The organism is Streptomyces sp. NPDC054813 (genome assembly GCF_053611365.1).
The window spans coordinates 1-16,876 of record NZ_JBSHAF010000043.1 but is presented as its reverse complement, the minus strand read 5'-3'; the positions used below and the strand labels follow the sequence as shown (position 1 = coordinate 16,876).

General features: G+C 70.2%; 18 protein-coding genes and 2 riboswitches. Of the genes, 4 read left to right on the top strand and 14 right to left on the bottom strand.

The annotated features are described in order from the left end of the window. Positions 1-19 precede the first annotated feature (19 nt). Positions 20-117: riboswitch (glycine riboswitch) on the top strand. Then, positions 118-227, top strand: a riboswitch (glycine riboswitch). 47 nt (positions 228-274) lie between these two features. The 4 genes from gcvT (at position 275) to ACWGJB_RS47110 (ending at position 4,615) form a co-directional block, all read left to right on the top strand. Then, positions 275-1,402: a glycine cleavage system aminomethyltransferase GcvT gene (gcvT, locus tag ACWGJB_RS47125; RefSeq protein WP_453386199.1), complete on the top strand. Its 1,128-nt coding sequence runs from the start codon at positions 275-277 to the stop codon at positions 1,400-1,402. Positions 1,403-1,534: 132 nt separating this feature from the next. Further along, a complete protein-coding gene (gene gcvH / locus ACWGJB_RS47120) occupies positions 1,535-1,912 on the top strand; it encodes a glycine cleavage system protein GcvH (RefSeq protein ID WP_360484506.1) in 378 nt (125 codons plus the stop codon). Positions 1,913-1,928: 16 nt separating this feature from the next. After that, the gene (gene glyA / locus ACWGJB_RS47115; protein ID WP_453386198.1) at positions 1,929-3,191 is read left to right on the top strand and encodes a serine hydroxymethyltransferase; all 1,263 of its coding nucleotides are present in this window, start codon (positions 1,929-1,931) and stop codon (positions 3,189-3,191) included. Positions 3,192-3,247: 56 nt separating this feature from the next. Further along, positions 3,248-4,615: an L-serine ammonia-lyase gene (locus tag ACWGJB_RS47110; RefSeq protein ID WP_453386197.1), complete on the top strand. Its 1,368-nt coding sequence runs from the start codon at positions 3,248-3,250 to the stop codon at positions 4,613-4,615. Positions 4,616-4,918: 303 nt separating this feature from the next. On the opposite strand, the gene ACWGJB_RS47105 is transcribed toward ACWGJB_RS47110, so the two are convergent. The 14 genes from ACWGJB_RS47105 to ACWGJB_RS47040 all read right to left on the bottom strand — a co-directional run bounded on the left by ACWGJB_RS47105 (position 4,919) and on the right by ACWGJB_RS47040 (position 16,684). Then, positions 4,919-6,304: a YcaO-like family protein gene (locus ACWGJB_RS47105; protein ID WP_453386196.1), complete on the bottom strand. Its 1,386-nt coding sequence runs from the start codon at positions 6,302-6,304 to the stop codon at positions 4,919-4,921. Positions 6,305-6,306: 2 nt separating this feature from the next. Further along, positions 6,307-6,450, bottom strand: coding sequence for a hypothetical protein (locus tag ACWGJB_RS47100; protein ID WP_453386195.1), 144 nt, complete (start codon positions 6,448-6,450; stop codon positions 6,307-6,309). Then, complete coding sequence (locus ACWGJB_RS47095) at positions 6,447-7,748, bottom strand: MDR family MFS transporter (RefSeq protein WP_453386194.1); 1,302 nt, start codon at positions 7,746-7,748, stop codon at positions 6,447-6,449. Before ACWGJB_RS47095 ends, ACWGJB_RS47100 begins: the two co-directional genes overlap by 4 nt. Then, positions 7,745-8,401, bottom strand: coding sequence for an MBL fold metallo-hydrolase (locus ACWGJB_RS47090; protein WP_453386193.1), 657 nt, complete (start codon positions 8,399-8,401; stop codon positions 7,745-7,747). Before ACWGJB_RS47090 ends, ACWGJB_RS47095 begins: the two co-directional genes overlap by 4 nt. Before the next feature lie 62 nt (positions 8,402-8,463). Continuing rightward, the gene (locus ACWGJB_RS47085) at positions 8,464-8,952 is read right to left on the bottom strand and encodes a flavin reductase family protein (protein WP_453386192.1); all 489 of its coding nucleotides are present in this window, start codon (positions 8,950-8,952) and stop codon (positions 8,464-8,466) included. A 39-nt stretch (positions 8,953-8,991) separates the two neighbouring features. Beyond that, the gene (locus ACWGJB_RS47080; RefSeq protein ID WP_453386191.1) at positions 8,992-9,840 is read right to left on the bottom strand and encodes a hypothetical protein; all 849 of its coding nucleotides are present in this window, start codon (positions 9,838-9,840) and stop codon (positions 8,992-8,994) included. Then, positions 9,840-10,454 (bottom strand): hypothetical protein, encoded by a 615-nt coding sequence (locus tag ACWGJB_RS47075; protein WP_453386190.1) that lies wholly within the window; start codon positions 10,452-10,454, stop codon positions 9,840-9,842. Before ACWGJB_RS47075 ends, ACWGJB_RS47080 begins: the two co-directional genes overlap by 1 nt. A gap of 46 nt (positions 10,455-10,500) precedes the next feature. After that, positions 10,501-11,271 carry an AfsA-related hotdog domain-containing protein gene (locus ACWGJB_RS47070; protein ID WP_453386189.1) on the bottom strand — a complete coding sequence of 257 codons (771 nt, stop codon included), beginning with the start codon at positions 11,269-11,271 and terminating at the stop codon, positions 10,501-10,503. Further along, the gene (locus ACWGJB_RS47065; RefSeq protein ID WP_453386188.1) at positions 11,271-12,038 is read right to left on the bottom strand and encodes an SDR family oxidoreductase; all 768 of its coding nucleotides are present in this window, start codon (positions 12,036-12,038) and stop codon (positions 11,271-11,273) included. Before ACWGJB_RS47065 ends, ACWGJB_RS47070 begins: the two co-directional genes overlap by 1 nt. Next, positions 12,039-12,761 carry an HAD family hydrolase gene (locus ACWGJB_RS47060; RefSeq protein ID WP_453386187.1) on the bottom strand — a complete coding sequence of 241 codons (723 nt, stop codon included), beginning with the start codon at positions 12,759-12,761 and terminating at the stop codon, positions 12,039-12,041. Continuing rightward, a complete protein-coding gene (locus tag ACWGJB_RS47055; RefSeq protein WP_453386186.1) occupies positions 12,758-14,152 on the bottom strand; it encodes an MFS transporter in 1,395 nt (464 codons plus the stop codon). The genes ACWGJB_RS47060 and ACWGJB_RS47055 overlap by 4 nt, the downstream gene beginning before the upstream one ends. Positions 14,153-14,211: 59 nt before the next feature. Then, the gene (locus ACWGJB_RS47050; protein ID WP_453386185.1) at positions 14,212-15,306 is read right to left on the bottom strand and encodes an LLM class flavin-dependent oxidoreductase; all 1,095 of its coding nucleotides are present in this window, start codon (positions 15,304-15,306) and stop codon (positions 14,212-14,214) included. Positions 15,307-15,350: 44 nt separating this feature from the next. Beyond that, positions 15,351-15,605 (bottom strand): acyl carrier protein, encoded by a 255-nt coding sequence (locus tag ACWGJB_RS47045; protein WP_453386184.1) that lies wholly within the window; start codon positions 15,603-15,605, stop codon positions 15,351-15,353. Positions 15,606-15,664: 59 nt separating this feature from the next. Then, the gene (locus ACWGJB_RS47040; RefSeq protein ID WP_453386183.1) at positions 15,665-16,684 is read right to left on the bottom strand and encodes a beta-ketoacyl-ACP synthase III; all 1,020 of its coding nucleotides are present in this window, start codon (positions 16,682-16,684) and stop codon (positions 15,665-15,667) included. Between the last annotated feature and the right edge of the window lie 192 nt (positions 16,685-16,876).

The following is a 16,876-nucleotide window of genomic DNA, read 5'->3' as shown; positions in this document are numbered from 1 at the left end:
CAACTGCATACCGGCCGTTTGAATCCGCGCGGGAGAGTCCTCAGCAGCCTTCGCTGGGGCGCCGAAGGAGCAAGTCCCTCCCTTGAATCTCTCAGGCCCCGTTACCGCGCGGGCGAGGCACATCTGAAAAGCGGGTCGCCGTGTCGGTGGCCCCACCCAAGGTGCAAGCCATGACCACCGATGTGGTCAGGGCGAACCTCTCAGGTTCCGATGACAGATGGGGAGGACAGACCTCGCCTGTCATGCCCTGGGATCTTTGGGAGACGACCGACCGATGAGCAGTTCCGATTCCGCTGGACTCCGCCGTACCGCGCTCGATGCCCTGCATCGCTCGCTCGGCGCCACCATGACCGACTTCGCCGGCTGGGACATGCCCCTGCGCTACGGATCCGAGCGCGACGAGCACGTCGCCGTGCGGACCAGGGCCGGGCTCTTCGACCTCTCCCACATGGGCGAGATCGCCGTGACCGGCCCCCAGGCGGCCGACCTGCTGAACCACGCCCTGGTCGGCAACATCGCCTCCGTCGGCGTCGGGCGCGCCCGCTACACCATGATCTGCCGGGCCGACGGCGGCATCCTCGACGACCTGATCGTCTACCGGCTGGCCGAGACCGAGTACCTGGTCGTGGCCAACGCCTCGAACGCCCAGGTGGTCCTCGACGCACTGACGGAGCGTGCCGCCGGGTTCGACGCCGAGGTGCGGGACGACCGGGACGCGTACGCGCTGATCGCCGTCCAGGGACCGGAGTCGCCCGGGATCCTGAAGTCGCTGACCGACGCCGACCTCGACGGCCTGAAGTACTACGCCGGGCTGCCCGGCACCGTCGCCGGGGTCCCGGCGCTGATCGCGCGCACCGGCTACACCGGCGAGGACGGCTTCGAGCTGTTCGTGAAGCCCGAGCACGCGGTGGAGCTGTGGCAGGCGCTGACCGAGGCGGGTTCCCCGGTGGGCCTGGTGCCCTGCGGGCTGTCCTGCCGGGACACCCTGCGCCTGGAGGCGGGCATGCCGCTCTACGGGCACGAGCTGACCACCTCGCTGACCCCCTTCGACGCCGGCCTCGGCCGGGTGGTGAAGTTCGAGAAGGACGGCGACTTCGTGGGGCGCGAGGCGCTCCGGGAGGCCGCCGACCGTGCCGCGGCCGAGCCGCCGCGGGTGCTGGTCGGCCTGGTCGCCGAGGGCCGCCGGGTGCCGCGCGCCGGATACCCGGTGGTCGCCGGCGGCGCGGTGATCGGCGAGGTCACCTCCGGTGCCCCCTCCCCCACGCTCGGCAGGCCGATCGCCATGGCGTACGTCGACGCGGCGCACGCGGCGCCGGGCACCGCGGGTGTCGGCGTGGACATCCGGGGCAGCCACGAACCGTACGAGGTCGTGGCCCTGCCGTTCTACAAGCGCCAGAAGTAGACCCCCGAGGCAGACCCAGAAGGAGACACTGAGCCCGGCGGCGCGTGACCCTGCGCACATTTCCGCTGCTCACGCGTGTTTCCAGCAGTCCTTTTTCACCACCACTCCCCCGCGTACAGGAGAATTCAGGCCATGAGCAACCCCCAGCAGCTGCGTTACAGCAAGGAGCACGAGTGGCTGTCGGCCGCCGCGGACGGCGTGGCGACGGTCGGCATCACGGAGCACGCGGCCAACGCGCTCGGTGACGTCGTCTTCGTCCAGCTCCCGGCCGTCGGCGACACCGTGACCGCGGGCGAGTCCTGCGGCGAGCTGGAGTCGACCAAGTCGGTCTCCGACCTCTACTCGCCGGTCAGCGGTGAGATCACCGAGATCAACGAGGACGTCGTGGACGACCCGTCCCTGGTGAACTCGGCCCCCTTCGAGGGCGGCTGGCTGTTCAAGGTGCGTTTCGCGGACGAGCCGGCCGACCTGCTCTCCGCCGACGAGTACACCGCCTTCACCGCCGGCTGAGGAGTCGTAGAAACAGATGTCCGTTCTGAACACGCCCCTGCACGAGCTCGACCCGGAGGTCGCGGCGGCGGTCGACGCCGAGCTGGCGCGCCAGCAGTCCACCCTGGAGATGATCGCCTCGGAGAACTTCGCTCCGGTCGCGGTCATGGAGGCGCAGGGCTCGGTACTCACCAACAAGTACGCCGAGGGCTACCCCGGCCGCCGCTACTACGGCGGCTGCGAGCACGTCGACGTCACCGAGCAGATCGCCATCGACCGGGTGAAGGAGCTGTTCGGCGCCGAGTACGCCAACGTGCAGCCGCACTCCGGTGCCTCCGCCAACCAGGCGGCCCTGTTCGCGCTGGCCCAGCCCGGCGACACCATCCTGGGTCTGGACCTGGCGCACGGCGGCCACCTGACCCACGGCATGCGGCTGAACTTCTCCGGCAAGCAGTTCGACGTCGTCGCCTACCACGTCGACGACGCCGGTCTCGTCGACATGGCCGAGGTGGAGCGGCTCGCCAAGGAGCACCGGCCGAAGGTGATCATCGCCGGCTGGTCGGCGTACCCCCGCCAGCTGGACTTCGCCGAGTTCCGGCGGATCGCCGACGAGGTCGAGGCCTACCTGTGGGTCGACATGGCCCACTTCGCCGGCCTGGTCGCGGCGGGCCTGCACGAGAACCCGGTGCCGTACGCCGACGTGGTCACCTCCACCACCCACAAGACCCTCGGCGGTCCCCGCGGCGGGATCATCCTGGCCCGCCAGGCCTTCGCGAAGAAGCTGAACTCGTCCGTCTTCCCGGGCTTCCAGGGCGGTCCCCTGGAGCACGTGATCGCGGCGAAGGCGGTCTCCTTCAAGGTCGCCGCCTCGGAGGACTTCAAGGAGCGCCAGCGTCGTACGGTGGAGGGTGCGCGCATCCTCGCCGAGCGGCTGACGGCGGCGGACGCCCGCGAGGCCGGCGTGAACGTGCTGTCCGGAGGTACGGACGTCCACCTGATCCTCGTCGACCTGCGCGCGTCCGAGCTGGACGGGCAGCAGGCCGAGGACCGTCTCCACGAGGTCGGCATCACGGTCAACCGCAACGCCGTCCCGAACGACCCGCGGCCGCCGATGGTGACCTCGGGTCTGCGGATCGGCACCCCGGCGCTGGCCACCCGAGGCTTCACGGCCGAGGACTTCGCCGAGGTCGCGGACGTGATCGCCGAGACGCTGAAGCCGTCCTACGACGCGGCGGCCCTGAAGGCCCGGGTCCAGGCCCTGACCGACAAGCACCCGCTGTACCCCGGTCTGAACAAGTAGTTCCCCGGCGGGGGCACCCGATGGCGTGTGCCCCCGCCCTTTTCGGAGGAGTTCCCGTGGCCATCTCGGTCTTCGACCTGTTCTCGATCGGCATCGGCCCGTCGAGCTCCCACACCGTCGGCCCGATGCGCGCGGCCCGCATGTTCGCACGACGCCTGCGCAACGAAGGGCTGCTGGACTCCGTCACCTCCATACGCTCCGAGCTGTACGGGTCGCTCGGTGCGACCGGCCACGGCCACGGCACCCCGAAGGCGGTGCTGCTCGGTCTGGAGGGCGCCTCGCCGCGCACGGTCGACGTGGAGGGCGCGGACGACCGGGTCGAAGCGATCAAGACCACGAAGCGCCTGTCGCTCCTCGGCGAGCACGAGATCGCGTTCTCCTTCGACGCCGACCTGAAGCTGCACCGCCGGAAGACCCTCCCGTACCACGCGAACGGCATGACCCTCTGGGCGTACGACGCGTCCGGGGCGGAGCTGCTGTCCAAGACGTACTACTCGGTCGGCGGCGGGTTCGTCGTCGACGAGGAGGCGGTCGGCGCGGACCGCATCAAGCTGGACGACACGGTCCTGAAGTACCCCTTCCGCACGGGCGACGAGCTGCTGCGCCTGACGAAGGAGACGGGTCTGTCGATCTCCGCGCTGATGCTGGAGAACGAGCGGGCCTGGCGTACCGAGGAGGAGATCCGCGAGGGTCTGCTGGACATCTGGCGGGTGATGCAGGCGTGCGTCGCGCGCGGGATGTCGCGGGAGGGGATCCTCCCCGGCGGGCTGCGGGTCCGCCGCCGTGCCGCCGTCACCGCGCGCCAACTGCGCGCCGAGGGCGACCCGTTGGCGCACGCGATGGAGTGGATCACGCTCTACGCGATGGCCGTGAACGAGGAGAACGCGGCGGGCGGCCGGGTGGTCACCGCCCCCACGAACGGCGCGGCGGGCATCATCCCGGCCGTCCTGCACTACTACATCAACTTCGTCCCGGGCGCCGACGAGGACGGCGTGGTCCGCTTCCTGCTCGCCGCCGGCGCGATCGGCATGCTCTTCAAGGAGAACGCCTCCATCTCCGGCGCCGAGGTCGGCTGCCAGGGCGAGGTCGGCTCCGCCTGCTCGATGGCGGCGGGCGCGCTGGCCGAGGTGCTGGGCGGATCCCCCGAGCAGGTCGAGAACGCGGCCGAGATCGGCATGGAGCACAACCTCGGCCTCACCTGCGACCCGGTCGGCGGCCTGGTCCAGATCCCCTGCATCGAGCGCAACGGCATGGCCGCGGTCAAGGCGGTCACCGCGGCCCGCATGGCCATGCGCGGCGACGGCTCCCACAAGGTGTCCCTGGACAAGGTCATCAAGACCATGAAGGACACGGGCGCCGACATGAGCGTCAAGTACAAGGAGACGGCCCGGGGCGGGCTGGCGGTGAACATCATCGAGTGCTAGGGAATCAGGCCCTGACCAGCGCGTTCGTGTCTTTCGGCGCTGTCGGGGCCTTCCCTGCTTACGCGGCGGAAAGTCCCTGGACCAACCGTCCAGAGGCGTCCGCGCTCCCCACACCCAGCGAAGCGAAAACCCGACCCGGGCAGTTCCGCAGCGCCACCACCGTGGCACAGCTTGTCGAGATCGCACATCCGAAACGATCGCCGACACTCGCGCGCTCCTCGCCCACGCCCTCACGCCGACGAGCGCGGCAGCACACGCAACAGCCGCGGCCGACCACGGTGCCGAACGCTTCATACGGTCCACTCAGGAATGCGGCATGGGAAAGGTGTTGAGCGACTCCTCCTCCCACGCATGTGCTCGCCACCCGAGTCGGACGGCCACCTCCCTCATACGCCGCCCGCCCAGCGCCGGGTAAGCGGCCGGAGCAGCTCCCACCAGACCCGGAACGATGACGCGGACCACGAACATACCGGCGGCGGCGGCCTCGGGCGTGGTCAGATCCACGCTGAGCACCTCGTGCCCGGCGTCGGCCACGCGAGCCGTCAGCACGTCGGCCGCTCGCCGGGGCAGTGCAGGAACCTCCGCCCATGCGCCGGTCAAGGGCGCCCAGGCCCAGGGGGCGACCCGGTCCGCTGCCCGGCGGTCCAGGTAGAGCTGCAGGTGGCACAACTGCTCGACGGCGTCGCACCCGTCGGCGCGGTAGGAGTCCAGGTAGCGGCGGTCCTGGCGCCAGCCCTTGAACGGGGAGGGACGTCCGGCGGGGTGGGGTACGCCCGAGGGGCTGTCCAGCGACTGGCAGGTGATCTGCAGGGTGCAGGCCTCGGCCAGCGCCTTGCCGGCGGCCTCCATGGGATCCGCGCGGGCTGCGAAACCGTAGGTCAGCCAGCCCTCGGCACGACTGCGGACACCGGCGGCGACGACCGGCACGCCGGAGTCGTTCGCCAGGTGGGTGTAGCGGACGTCGAAGGCTCGCTGCGCGCCCTCGACCAAGTGGCGCAGCGATGTGTCTGCCGGAAGAGCGGGTGCGGGGTACGCGTTGGCCCACCACACGGCGGCCGCATCACGTTCGATGACCTCTTCGAGCCCACTGACCAGGGCGAATTCCTCGGTGGGCCCCGCAGCGACGCCGCCCACGGCCGGAAACGCATAGAGCGGCTCCGGATGCGGCTGGGGCATGTGCGGCCAGGCGGAGTGGACGAGGAACGCCGGCACCAGCAACGACGTGCCGTGCGTCACGGACCGGGCCTCGAGCCAGTGGGCGGGTGAGTCGGGCCCGAAGGGCCGGAAGGGGAAGCCGGGCGTGGCGTACTGCCGGGCGGAGTAGAGGACGATCCGGTGCGGATGGAGCGCGCGCAGGCCCCGGCGGGTCAACTCGCGGTAGCTGCCCCAGTGGAGGCGTTCGGACGCGGGGGCGTGCGCCTCGCAGTGGCGTTCCACGGCTTCGCCCTCGGCGGACCGGCGCGCCTGCTCCGGCCCCTCCCAGGATGTTCCGAAGGTCCGCAGGCAACTCTGCCAAGGCCGGTCGGTGGCATCGGCGAGATCACTGACGGCCAGATGCAGCGTCGGCGGGGTTCCGCCGACACCGGTCAGGACGCGTGTTCTCGTGACACAGAAAGACGTGGTGGCGGAGCCCGGCGCAGGACGGACAGTGCCGTCCTGGCCGGTCTCCGCGACCGTGCGGTCGGTCACCGTCAGGCCACGTGCGCCGGCACACAGTTCTCGACGACGAACTGCTCGCCCACGTGCGCGGGGACACAGTTCTCGATGACGAGCTGCTCCGTCTCCTCGGCGACGTGCGCCGGGACACAGTTGGTGACGAACAGCTGCTGGTTCATACTCGTTTCCCCTCTGATGCGATACGCGGAAGCGGTGTCCCGCCTCCTTCCCGCACGGCGGGTGCCATGCGGAAGCCTTGAGTGCCGGTGATCAGGAGCCATCCGCAGCCGGCCGCGCCGGCGAACGCAGCGGACACCGTCCACAGCGCGGTGCCACCCCACCGGTCGAGGACCCAGCCACCGCCGACCGGACCGAGGAAGCCGGCGGCCGACCAGGCCGCGGCGTACATGCCCAGGTAGCGACCGCGCTGCTGCTCCGGGGCCCGCTCTGCGACGACCGCGCTGCCCGCCGGCGCCTGGAGCATCTCGCCGAAGGTCCAGACGACCACCGCACCGACGTAGAGCCACGGGCTGTCGGCGAAGGCCGTCACCGCGAGTCCCGCCCCGACGAGAAGTCCTCCGGCCCACAGGGCGCTGCCTTTGGAGCGGCGGCTCATCAGCCGGGTGAGCGGGATCTGCACGACGACCACCAGCGCCGCGTTGACCGCGTTGAGCAGGCTGAAGACCGCGGGAGAGTGTCCCTGGGCCGCCATCACCATGGCCAGGGAGCCGGAGCGCTGCTCGAAGGCGAGGGCGAACAGCAGCGTCAGCAGGGTGAACAGGACAAAGGACCGGTCCTGCCGTGTGGGGACGGCCCCGCGCACCTCTTGTGCGCCCGCGGACTCGCGCGACGGCTCCTGGGCCGCCGCGCCGGGCAAAGCGCGTCCGGGCAGGGTTTCCGGGACCTTCGCCAGGACGACCAGCGCACACAGCAGCGTCGTAGCCGCATCGGCGACGAACAGCAGGGTGTAGCCCTGCCGCACCAGCAGCCCGGCGAGCACGGCGGAGACCGCCATTCCGGCGTTCACCGCCCAGTAGTTGAGGGCGAAGGCCCGCTGCCGGTCTGCGGCCGGCAGCACGTCCGCAAGCGCGGCACCCGCGGCCGGCCGCACCACCCCGGTCCCGATTCCCACCGCCAAGGAGGCGGCGGCCACGGCCGTGCGGTCCTGCACGAGCCCGAGGGCGGCCATGGTGGCGGCGGTCCACACATGGCCGCTCACGAGGGTGACGCGTCGCCCGTACCGGTCCGCGAGGACGCCCCCGAGCGCGTTGCCCACGATGGCGCCGAGCCCCAGCAGCGAGACGACGAATCCGGCGTACGAGGCGGAGTAGCCCCGGTCCGCGGTGAGCGAGAAGGCCAGCATCGGTCCCGCGAAGGCACCGAGCCAGTTGATCAGCAGACTGGCCCAGATCCACCAGAAGACGGCGGGAAGTCCGCGTAATCCGGTGGGCGGCCGCGCATGCTGCTCGCCCGTCACCAACCGCGTTCCCGCCACTGCCGCAGGGACGGCCGCTCCGCTCCGAGTGTGGTGTCCCTGCCGTGGCCCGGGTAGACCCAGGTGTCGTCGGGGAGCTGATCGAAGATCTTCGTTTCGACGTCGTGGAGGAGCGAGGCGAAGCGCGCCGGGTCCTTCTCTGTGTTGCCGATGCCGCCGGGAAAGAGGCTGTCCCCGGTGAACACGTGCGGATGCCCCTTCGGGTCGCGGTAGAGCAGCGCGGTGGAGCCCGGCGAGTGGCCCACCAGATGGATCGCGGTGAGGGACACGGCGCCGACCCGCACAGTGTCACCGTCGTCCACCAGGACGTCCGCGACCGGGAGACCTGGCGCGTCGTCGCGTCCGACGAGGGAGCGGGCACCGGTGGCGGCGACCATGTCGGCCAGGGCCCGGTGGTGGTCCCAGTGCTGGTGCGTGGTGAACACCGTGGCCAGGCCGCCGTCACCGACAAGGTCCAGCAGCGTCTGCGGCTCGGCCGCCGCGTCGATCAGGAGCTGTTCGCCGGTTGTCCGACAGCGCAGCAGGTAGACGTTGTTGTCGATCTCGCCGACCGAGACCTTCGTGATCACCAGGTCGGTCGTCTCCCGGGTGTCCCCGGGGCCGCCGGCCTGGACGTCACCGGTGTAGCTCTTCATTGCTCGTACCTTTCCGCGGGACCCATATCCCGTCTGTCCTTGGGCAGTTGAGGATCTTCCGGTCAGGATGCCAGCCGCACATAGCGTCCGGAGTGGAAGACCAGCGGGCCCGCCGAGGCGGCCTCCGGCCCGACCCCTGAGGACCAGTCCAAGGCCCTGGCGATGACCAGTTCGTGGTCGCCGGCCGGGTGGATCTGCTCGATGGTGCAGTCCAGCCAGCCGAGCCCGTCCGACAGCAGGGGATGCCCTGCAGGGGTGCGGACCCAGTCTCGGCCGGCGAACCGGTCCGCGCCCCGGGTGGCGAAGGTCCGGCAGACCTCCTCGTGATCCTCACGCAGGATGGTCACCGCGAAGCCCCCGGCCGCGCGGATCGCGGGCCATGTCGTCGAGGTGTGCGCCGCGCACAGCGCGATCAACGGGGGCACGAGGGACACCGAAGTGAAGGAGTTGGCCGCCATTCCGGCAGGCCCGGCCTCGGTCTGTGCCGTGACCAGGACGACCCCCGTGGTGAAGCGGCCCAGCACATCGCGGAAGGATCGCTGAGTCGACACCTTCGTCTCCACTTCCTACTCCCTTTCCCTGGGTGCCTGTCAGGCGTGGGTCACGAACTCGGTGAAACTCGGTCCGCGCAGCTTGAGTTGAGCGTGGACATCGCCGCCCAGGCCGAACCGTCCGATGGCTCCTACGTAGTTCTGCTGGTAACTCATCCACAGCAGGACGACGTTCATGATCCGGTCACCGGCCGCGGTCTCCGGGTCGGGGAACGGGTTCGGCATCCGCGCGTGGTAACTGCCGTTGCCCTTGTGGTCGGCAATCAGCACGTTCGGCACGCCGAGCGGGCCCGGCCGTACCGGCCCCGAGGGGTCCAGGTCGCGGCGCCGCACGGACATCACCGTGTAGAGGCTGTTCGGCAGCAGCCCGGTGAACTCGCAGTGGAAGTCAGCCGCCCGGCCCCCGTCCACCAGCGTGACCCGCACCTCGCCGGCCGCCTGCACCCACTGGCCGAGCGTGATCGGTTCCGTCACCTTCGGCCCGTCCTCGGGGCGCAGGTCCGGCAGCGGCACTTCGTGGAAGGCGTAGCTGGGACGAACCACCGCGAAGGGGTCGGGAAGTTGGTCCGGCGCGAAGACCTCCGGGTAGTTGGTGCACGGCAGCGGCAGCGGCAGCGTGTGCAGGACCAGGCTTTCGTCCGCGGCCGACAGCTGCGGGCCCAGCTCGCGGACTATGCGATACGGGGCCGTGCCGCCCAGCTCCGGCAGGGGGCTGTCCGCAGCGACGATCGCGCTGCCCCACTCGGAGGTGACCCCTCCGCCGGCCGCCTCCCGATTGACGTAGCCGATCACCACGAAGTTCCCGTCGGGGTCCATGACTTCGCTGGGCGGGTACAGCGGGCCCTGGGTGGTGACGCTCAGTTCGTACGACATCGACTGCGGGCCCATCAGGTGTCCTTGGTGACGCGTCGGTAGAGACGGGTGTACAGGCCTTCCTCGGTGACGAAACGGGCGTGCGCGTACCGCGCGATCTCGCCATAGCGCTCCGAGGAGAACGCAGACAGGTAGTCCTCGGGGTCGCAGGAGAACCCGGAGACGAACATGACCCCGGGCTCCGTGGACAGCAGCGAGTGATAGGCGAGGAACGTCTCCACCTGCTCCGTCGTCCGTACGACGTCGAAGATCGTGCCGTCCCGCCAGTCCAGGTACTCCTCGTGGACGGGGGGCTTCACCTCGACGTGCCGCAGCTGGACGTAGGGGGTGTCCGGGAGGGCCGCGCCGGCCGGGGCCGGCTTCGGCGCCTCCACGAAGCGCAGCACCTGGCGGCGCACGTCACCGATGACCAGCTCGGCCAGTTCCTTGGCCTGCTGGCGCCAGTGCTCGTCCAGAGCGGCGAGGCCGTCGAGGCCGTCGAGCGGAGTGAGTTCGAGCAGGGTCGGGGCCTCCAGACCCCGGTAGAGGACGGAGCCCGGCGCGCTGGGCCGGTTCTGCCATGCGGCGAGTGCCTCGTCGGCGCGCTCGCCCACGGGGATCTCGGTCACCAGAAGCAGTGCGGATGACATGGGGGTCCCTTCAGAGGTCGTGTACACAAATCCACGGGAGAACGGTTCAGCCGGCCGGGACCAGGTCCGCCTCGCGGCGGCCGAGCACCCTCAGGGCCCGTGCGGTGCCCCGGCGTTCCTTCTGGCCCAGGGCCGAGCTGTGGATGGCGCCGCACACCATGCGAACGGTGGCGGCGGGCAGGCCGGCCTGCTCGAAGGTGACGCGGACGTCGAAGGACAGCTGGGAGGAGTCGCTCAGGTCGGCGGAGAGGACCTCGTACTCGATGGTGGCAGCCAGTGGGAACAGGAAGGTCAGGAACTTGCTGTCCATGCTGTCGAGCACAAAGCTGTAGTGCTGCTCGGGCCAGCGGGACAGGTAGTACCGCTCGCTCACCGCCACGAACATCTGGCGTGCGGCCTCCAGGACGACCATGCCCTGCACGTGCCCGCCCTGGTGATCGAGGAGCAGTTCCTGGTCGTTGTGGATACGCAGGGCCGCCCGGAAGCGGCTCTCGCCGGCCCGGTCGAGGCCCGCGATCAGGACGTTGCACTCGCGGTGCTTGTGCGTCTCGGTCTGCCGGCACAGGCAGCCCGCGTCGTTCTCCCGGATCCGCGTGCGCTCCCGAAGGCCCCGGCGGTCCAGCTCGTCCCGCATGCGGTCCCAGTCGAAGGAGGTGAGGCCCTGGCCCTCGACCAGGACGAGCTCCGTGTCGTCCCGGTGGCGATCCGCGCGCAGGTCGGCGACGAAGCGGGAGACCGTGCGGATCGTGTCGTGGGTGGCGAACGGCTCGAAGCGGTCACCGACTATGTAGCGCGTCGTGGGAGTCTGCGCTGTCATCAGACCCACTGCCAGGCGTCGAGCTCGACAGTGGCGACATGCGCACCGCGCGAGCTGGTGAGGATCGCGCAGGTGGCGTCGGCAACATCGTCGGCGGCCAGCATCCGATCGCACTGCTCCTGGGTGAGCTCGCCCGGCATGTTCTCGCGGAAGGCGGTGTCGACCTTGTCGAGGACGATGCCCGAGACACGGACACCCCACGGCTTGGCCTCCTCGGCGAGCGCCTTGGTGAGGCCCTCGACCCCCCACTTCGACACCGAGTAGGCGAGCATGGCTCCGGGCGGCGCGGTCCGTTTGCCCCAGATCGACGACATGTTGACGACGAACCCGTCGCCGGCTTCCTTCATGTACGGCAGCACGACCCGGGCCATCACGAAGTAGCCGGTCAGGTTGGTGGCGAGGGTGCGGTCCCAGATCTCCTGGCTCGTGGTGAGGACACCGCCGGGGTGGGCGACACCCGCCACGTTCAGCAGGTAGTCGATCTTCCCGAAGCGGGCGACGGCATCGGTGACGGCCGCCTCGACGGCCGCGGCGTCGGCCACGTCGTGGACGGCGGTGAGCACCTGCTCGTCCGTCCAGCCCTCGTCGGCGACGGTCTTCTTCAAGCCCTCCCCGTTGTGCGAGTGGAGGACCAGCCGGCACCCCTGGGCGCCGAGCCTGCTCGCCAGGGCGCGGCCTATGCCCCGGTCGGCCCCGGTGATGAGAGCCACCTTGCTCGTGAAGTCCCTGGACGTGTCCGGTCCCGGCTGTGTGGTCTGCGTACTCAACTAGCTTTCCTTTCTTCCTCCGTGGGCCGATGACAACACCGGCCAGCCACGCGTCCGGGCGAGCTCGCCGAGCGTCGGATCGTCCCCGATCACCGACGGCCTGCCCACCACGCGCAACATGTCGAGATCACTGGCGTGATCCCCGTATCCACAGCAGTCCTCGGCGGCCAGGCCGAGCTCGCGCATCGTCCGCTCGACGGCGTCCGCCTTCGCCCGGCCGATCATCGGCTGCACGACCTCGCCGGTGAGGAACCCGCGCTCGTCGACGACGAGTTCACCGCACAGCACCCGGTCCGCCGCCAGATCCTCGGCGAGCGGAGCGAGGCAGGCCCGGAAGGAGCCGGAGACCAGCACGACGGTGTCTCCGGCCGCCCGGTGCCGGGCCAGCGCGGACAGGCCCGCGGTGACGAAGGCGTCCGGGCGTTCCCTGTACCCGGCGTACCAGTCACGGCCCGCCGCCCGGACGTCGGCGGCGTAGGAGCCCGCGTAGTACTGGTAGTAGGCGCTGTTGACCTCCTCGCGGGGCATGCCGAGTGCGGACATGTCCCGCAGGGCGGCGGCGTGGCGCGCGTACCGGGTGCCGTCGTCGCCGTTTCGAGCCAGCCAGAAGCGCAGGAACTCGAACATGGACTTGGCGGTGATCAGCGTCTCGTCGACGTCGAAGAACGCCGCTCCCCCGACCGCGCCCCCACCCGCTCCGGACCGGCCGCGCGCCCCGCTCATGTGACGTCCGCCGGGCTCGCCGGCCTGCGCAGCACGGCCAGGACGACCACGAGCGCCAACGCGGAGGCAACCATCACGACCACCCCGGTCGAGGGCAGCGTGGACAGGGTGCCGAGGACGGCGACACCCAGGGCGACTCCGGCCTGCCGGGAGGCGGTTGCCGCGCCCTGGCCGGTAGCGGCCAGCTCCGGCGGGGCGGCCGAGGCCATGTCGGCGGTGGCGGCGGGCACCACCGTCGTCCCCCCGAGGGTCAGCAGGATCTCCATGGGGACCAGCGCCGCCAGCGGCGGGTGGTCGCCGACGAAGCACAGCCCGAGCCCGGCCAGCACATGCGCCCCGAGCCCCACCAGGATGACCGCCCTGGCCCCGTACTTGACGACCGCGCGTCCCGCGAGCAGCGGGATGACGCAGGCGGGCAGCGTCATCGGCAGCAGGGCGACACCGGTCTGCAGCGGGGACAGGTCCCGCTCCCGGATCAGCCACAGGGTGAGCGCGAAGAACGAGCCGTAGAAGACGAAGCACGACATCGCGCCCGCCATCAGGTCGGCGCGGACCCGGCCGAGCGACATCAGGCGGGGCGGCAGGACCGGCGCCTCCACCTTCCGCTCGACGAGCAGCAGCGCCACGAACGCGAGCACGCCGACGGCCAGCGCGCTCAGCGCGACGGGCCGGTCCCAGCCCTGGCTGCCCGCGTCGATCAGACCGAAGGTGACGGCGCCGAGCCCGACGATCGACAGGACGAGACCCGCGTAGTCGATCCGTTTGAAGGACGTCGGCCGGTGGGCGCTGAGCCACCTCGTGGGCAGCAGCACCAGGCAGATGATCACCGGGTTGACGAGGAACACCGCGCGCCAGCCGCCGAGTTCCACCAGGCCGCCGCCGATCAGCGGGCCCGCGATGAATCCGCTGGAGCTCAGCGCGCCCCAGGCGCCGATCGCCCGGGACCGCTTGCCGGGGTCCGGATAGAGCTTGGCAAGCAGCGCGATCGAGGCCGGGACCAGGCCGGCCGCCGCGATGCCGAGCGCCGCCCGGCCTGCGATCAGACCGGCGGCGTTGGGGGCGGCGGCGCAGGCCAGGGAGAGCAGCGCGAACAGGCACAGGGCAGTGCGGTAGACACGGCGCGGACCCCAGCGGTCGGCGACCGCTCCGGAGGCCAGAAGCAGACCCGCGAAGACGACCGTGTACGCGTCCGCCGTCCACGGCAGTTGGGACGCGGTGGCGTGCAGATCGCTGCGCACGTCGGGAAGGGCGACGTTCAGGATGGAGACGTCGAGGATGACAAGGTAGTTGCCGGCCACGAGGCTGGCGAAGAGAAGAGGTGTCCGTGATCGCGGGACCTGGTGCTCCGCACTCTGGGCGACCTCGGCCGTGTTCCTACCGACGGCGGTCATGAAGGCTCCGGTTCGGATATTGGGTGGGGGGATTCAGCTGGGGATCGCGTGCCCCGGGGTCAGCCCCGGGCGGCCACGATGTGCTCGATGGATTCCTTGGGGCGCGCGACGGCACCGGTCAGCTGCGGTGCGACGTAACGGGCAAGCAGCTCCAGGCTCCTGTCCGTCTTCTCCCAGGAGCACCAGTCCGGCACGTAGACCAGCAGGGTGCCGAATCCGCCGGTGCGCTCCTGCAGCCGCCGGATGCCCGCGACGACGTCCTCGGGCGAACCGACGATCGCGCCGCCCACCTCGACCCGCGCCTCGAGCTCCCGTCCCTTGGGCACACCCGGCGTGGACACGTCGCGGCCGGCCGCGCGGCCGAAGAAGTCGAAGAGCCAGCGGTCGAAGCCCTCGCGGACGTCGGCGAACGCCTGCTCCGTGGTCTCCGCGACATGCACCGGCAGGGCCACCCGCCAGTTGTCACGGACCATGGTGTGGCCGTGTTCCTCGGCGGCCTCCTCGGCGTAACTCCACTGCTGGGCGAGGTCAATGGTCCGGGGCGCGCCGGGCTGGCTGAGTGCGAAGGAGACCAGGCTGGTGCCGTGCTGCCCGGCGAGGACCGGGCTGCTGGGCGAGGTGCCACCGCTGGCGATGGCCACCTCCAGGCCACCGGGGGTGTAGCGGGGCAGCTGGAGCTTGGCGTCGCGCAGCCCGTACCAATCGGTCTTGTCGGTGATCCGGCCCTCGCCGTTGACCAGTTCGATCACCGTCGGCAGCGCTTCGGCGAGCCGGGTACGCTGCTCGCTCGCTTCGATGCCGAGCATCTGCGCGTCCGGGAAGATGCCGGGGCCGACGCCGAGAATGTAGCGGCCCCGGGTGAGGTGGTCCAGGTGCACGGCACGCGAGGCCACGTGGAAGGGGTGGTGCCAGGGCAGCGGTACGACTCCGTTGGCCAGCTTGATCTGCCGGGTCCGCTGGGACGCGGCGGCGATCATCGTCTCCGGGGCGCCCACGAGGCCCCAGCCGAGTGTGTGGTGCTCGCCGAACCAGGCCTCGTCGAGGTTGAGCACGTCGGCCTTCTCCACCAGGTCGAGCTGACGGCGCAGCACCAGGTGCGGGTCCTGGCCGGGCTCGTTCACGGGGGACAGGAATATCCCTATGCGGCTGTGCATGACGGTCCTCCAGAAGGGAGCGGAAGCGGGTGGGAAAGGGGGGTTCAGCCAGCGGGGGTGTCGACGCTGCCGCGGGATTCCATCAGCGCGACGACCGCAGCCACACTGCCGGCATCGACCAGCTCCTCCTCGGCTATTTTGATGCCGTACTTCCGCTCGATGATCACGGAAAGCTCCAGCATGATCAGCGAGTCGAGTTCCATCTCACTAAACGGGGTAGAGGGGGTGACAACCTGATCCAGATCGAAGTTTTCGGTCAGGATGGTAGCGATGCTCTCGGCTACTGTTTGGGAATTCATGGGTCCCTTTTCACATGACAGGCGTATACGAGGAAGGAAAGCCGCGGGAATCAGGCGGCTCAGATGTCCGTGGAGATTTCCGTGACGTCGATTTCCGGCCACCGCAGTGCGGTCGAGGCCCAGCTGAGGCCGCCGCCGAACGCGGTCAGCAACACACGGTCGCCGGCCTTGATCCGCTCGCTCACGGCCGCGTCGGTCAGCGCCAGTGGAATCGAGGCGGCCGAGGTGTTGCCGACCTGGTCGAGGTGGACCAGCATGCGGGACCGTTCGACACCGAGCACGTCCGCGACCGTGTGCAGGATCCGGATGTTCGCCTGGTGCGCGGCACACCAGTCGACATCCGCCGCGCTCCAGCCGATCCGCTCGAGCAGTTGCTCGGACGAGCCGACCATCCTGTTCACGGCGTGCGTGAACATGTCCTTGCCCTGCATGGTCATATACGCGTCCTCGGGCCTGGGCGGCAGTCCGCTGCCCCGCTCCCGCGAACCGCCGCCGGCCACCTGGGCCATCTCGTGGCCGGTCCCGTCGCTGCCCAGGTCGAAGCCGAGCAGCGCGCCGTCCTCGTCGGCGCCGCCCGCGCGCAGGACCGCGGCTCCGGCGCCGTCTCCGAAGATGATGGTGGTGGAGCGGTCCTGCGGGTTGAGCCGCGTGGACCAGACGTCCGCGCCGACGACCAGGACCCGTTCCGCGACGCCGGACGCGATCGCCCCGGCCGCGGCGGACAGCGCGTAGAGGAATCCGGAACAGGCCGCCGAGATGTCGTAGGCGGCGACGTGCCCGAGTCCGAGCGCGGTCGCCACTTCGGGCGCCGTGCCGGGCATGGGCTGGTTTCCGGTGCTGGTCGCCAGGATCACCAGATCCACGGAATCGACCCCGGCGGATTTCAGCGCCCGCGCACCGGCGGCGGTCGCGAGATCACCAGTGCTGGTTCCCGTGTCGGCCCAGTGCCGGGTACGAATACCAGTCCTCGTACGAATCCATGCGTCGTTGGTGTCCAGTGTCTCGGCGAGTTCATCATTCGAGACCGAACGCGGCGGAATTGCCGCTCCAATTCCTACCAAGACTGCTGCGCGTATCACATTTCCCCCTCGCGCTGATTTCACTGACTACTTTATCGGGTGGGCGTCCTGTACAGGAAGCTTGCACATGCCCTGTGCATGCACATCCGTTTTCCTGTCACGCCTCTTCGTTGACCCACGACATGAGCTTGCGGAGCTGCTTGCCGGTGGTCTCCAGCAGGTGCTCGGAGTCCTGCTTCTTGTACTCGTTGT

Coding starts and splice junctions, on each gene's coding strand:
- ACWGJB_RS47075 (WP_453386190.1), bottom strand. CDS start 10,454: ATGTCATCCGCACTGCTTCTGGTGACCGAGATCCCCGTGGGCGAGCGC.
- glyA (WP_453386198.1), top strand. CDS start 1,929: ATGTCCGTTCTGAACACGCCCCTGCACGAGCTCGACCCGGAGGTCGCG.
- ACWGJB_RS47070 (WP_453386189.1), bottom strand. CDS start 11,271: ATGACAGCGCAGACTCCCACGACGCGCTACATAGTCGGTGACCGCTTC.
- gcvT (WP_453386199.1), top strand. CDS start 275: ATGAGCAGTTCCGATTCCGCTGGACTCCGCCGTACCGCGCTCGATGCC.
- ACWGJB_RS47045 (WP_453386184.1), bottom strand. CDS start 15,605: ATGAATTCCCAAACAGTAGCCGAGAGCATCGCTACCATCCTGACCGAA.
- ACWGJB_RS47100 (WP_453386195.1), bottom strand. CDS start 6,450: ATGAACCAGCAGCTGTTCGTCACCAACTGTGTCCCGGCGCACGTCGCC.
- ACWGJB_RS47055 (WP_453386186.1), bottom strand. CDS start 14,152: ATGACCGCCGTCGGTAGGAACACGGCCGAGGTCGCCCAGAGTGCGGAG.
- ACWGJB_RS47090 (WP_453386193.1), bottom strand. CDS start 8,401: ATGAAGAGCTACACCGGTGACGTCCAGGCCGGCGGCCCCGGGGACACC.
- ACWGJB_RS47050 (WP_453386185.1), bottom strand. CDS start 15,306: ATGCACAGCCGCATAGGGATATTCCTGTCCCCCGTGAACGAGCCCGGC.
- ACWGJB_RS47060 (WP_453386187.1), bottom strand. CDS start 12,761: ATGAGCGGGGCGCGCGGCCGGTCCGGAGCGGGTGGGGGCGCGGTCGGG.
- ACWGJB_RS47080 (WP_453386191.1), bottom strand. CDS start 9,840: ATGGGCCCGCAGTCGATGTCGTACGAACTGAGCGTCACCACCCAGGGC.
- gcvH (WP_360484506.1), top strand. CDS start 1,535: ATGAGCAACCCCCAGCAGCTGCGTTACAGCAAGGAGCACGAGTGGCTG.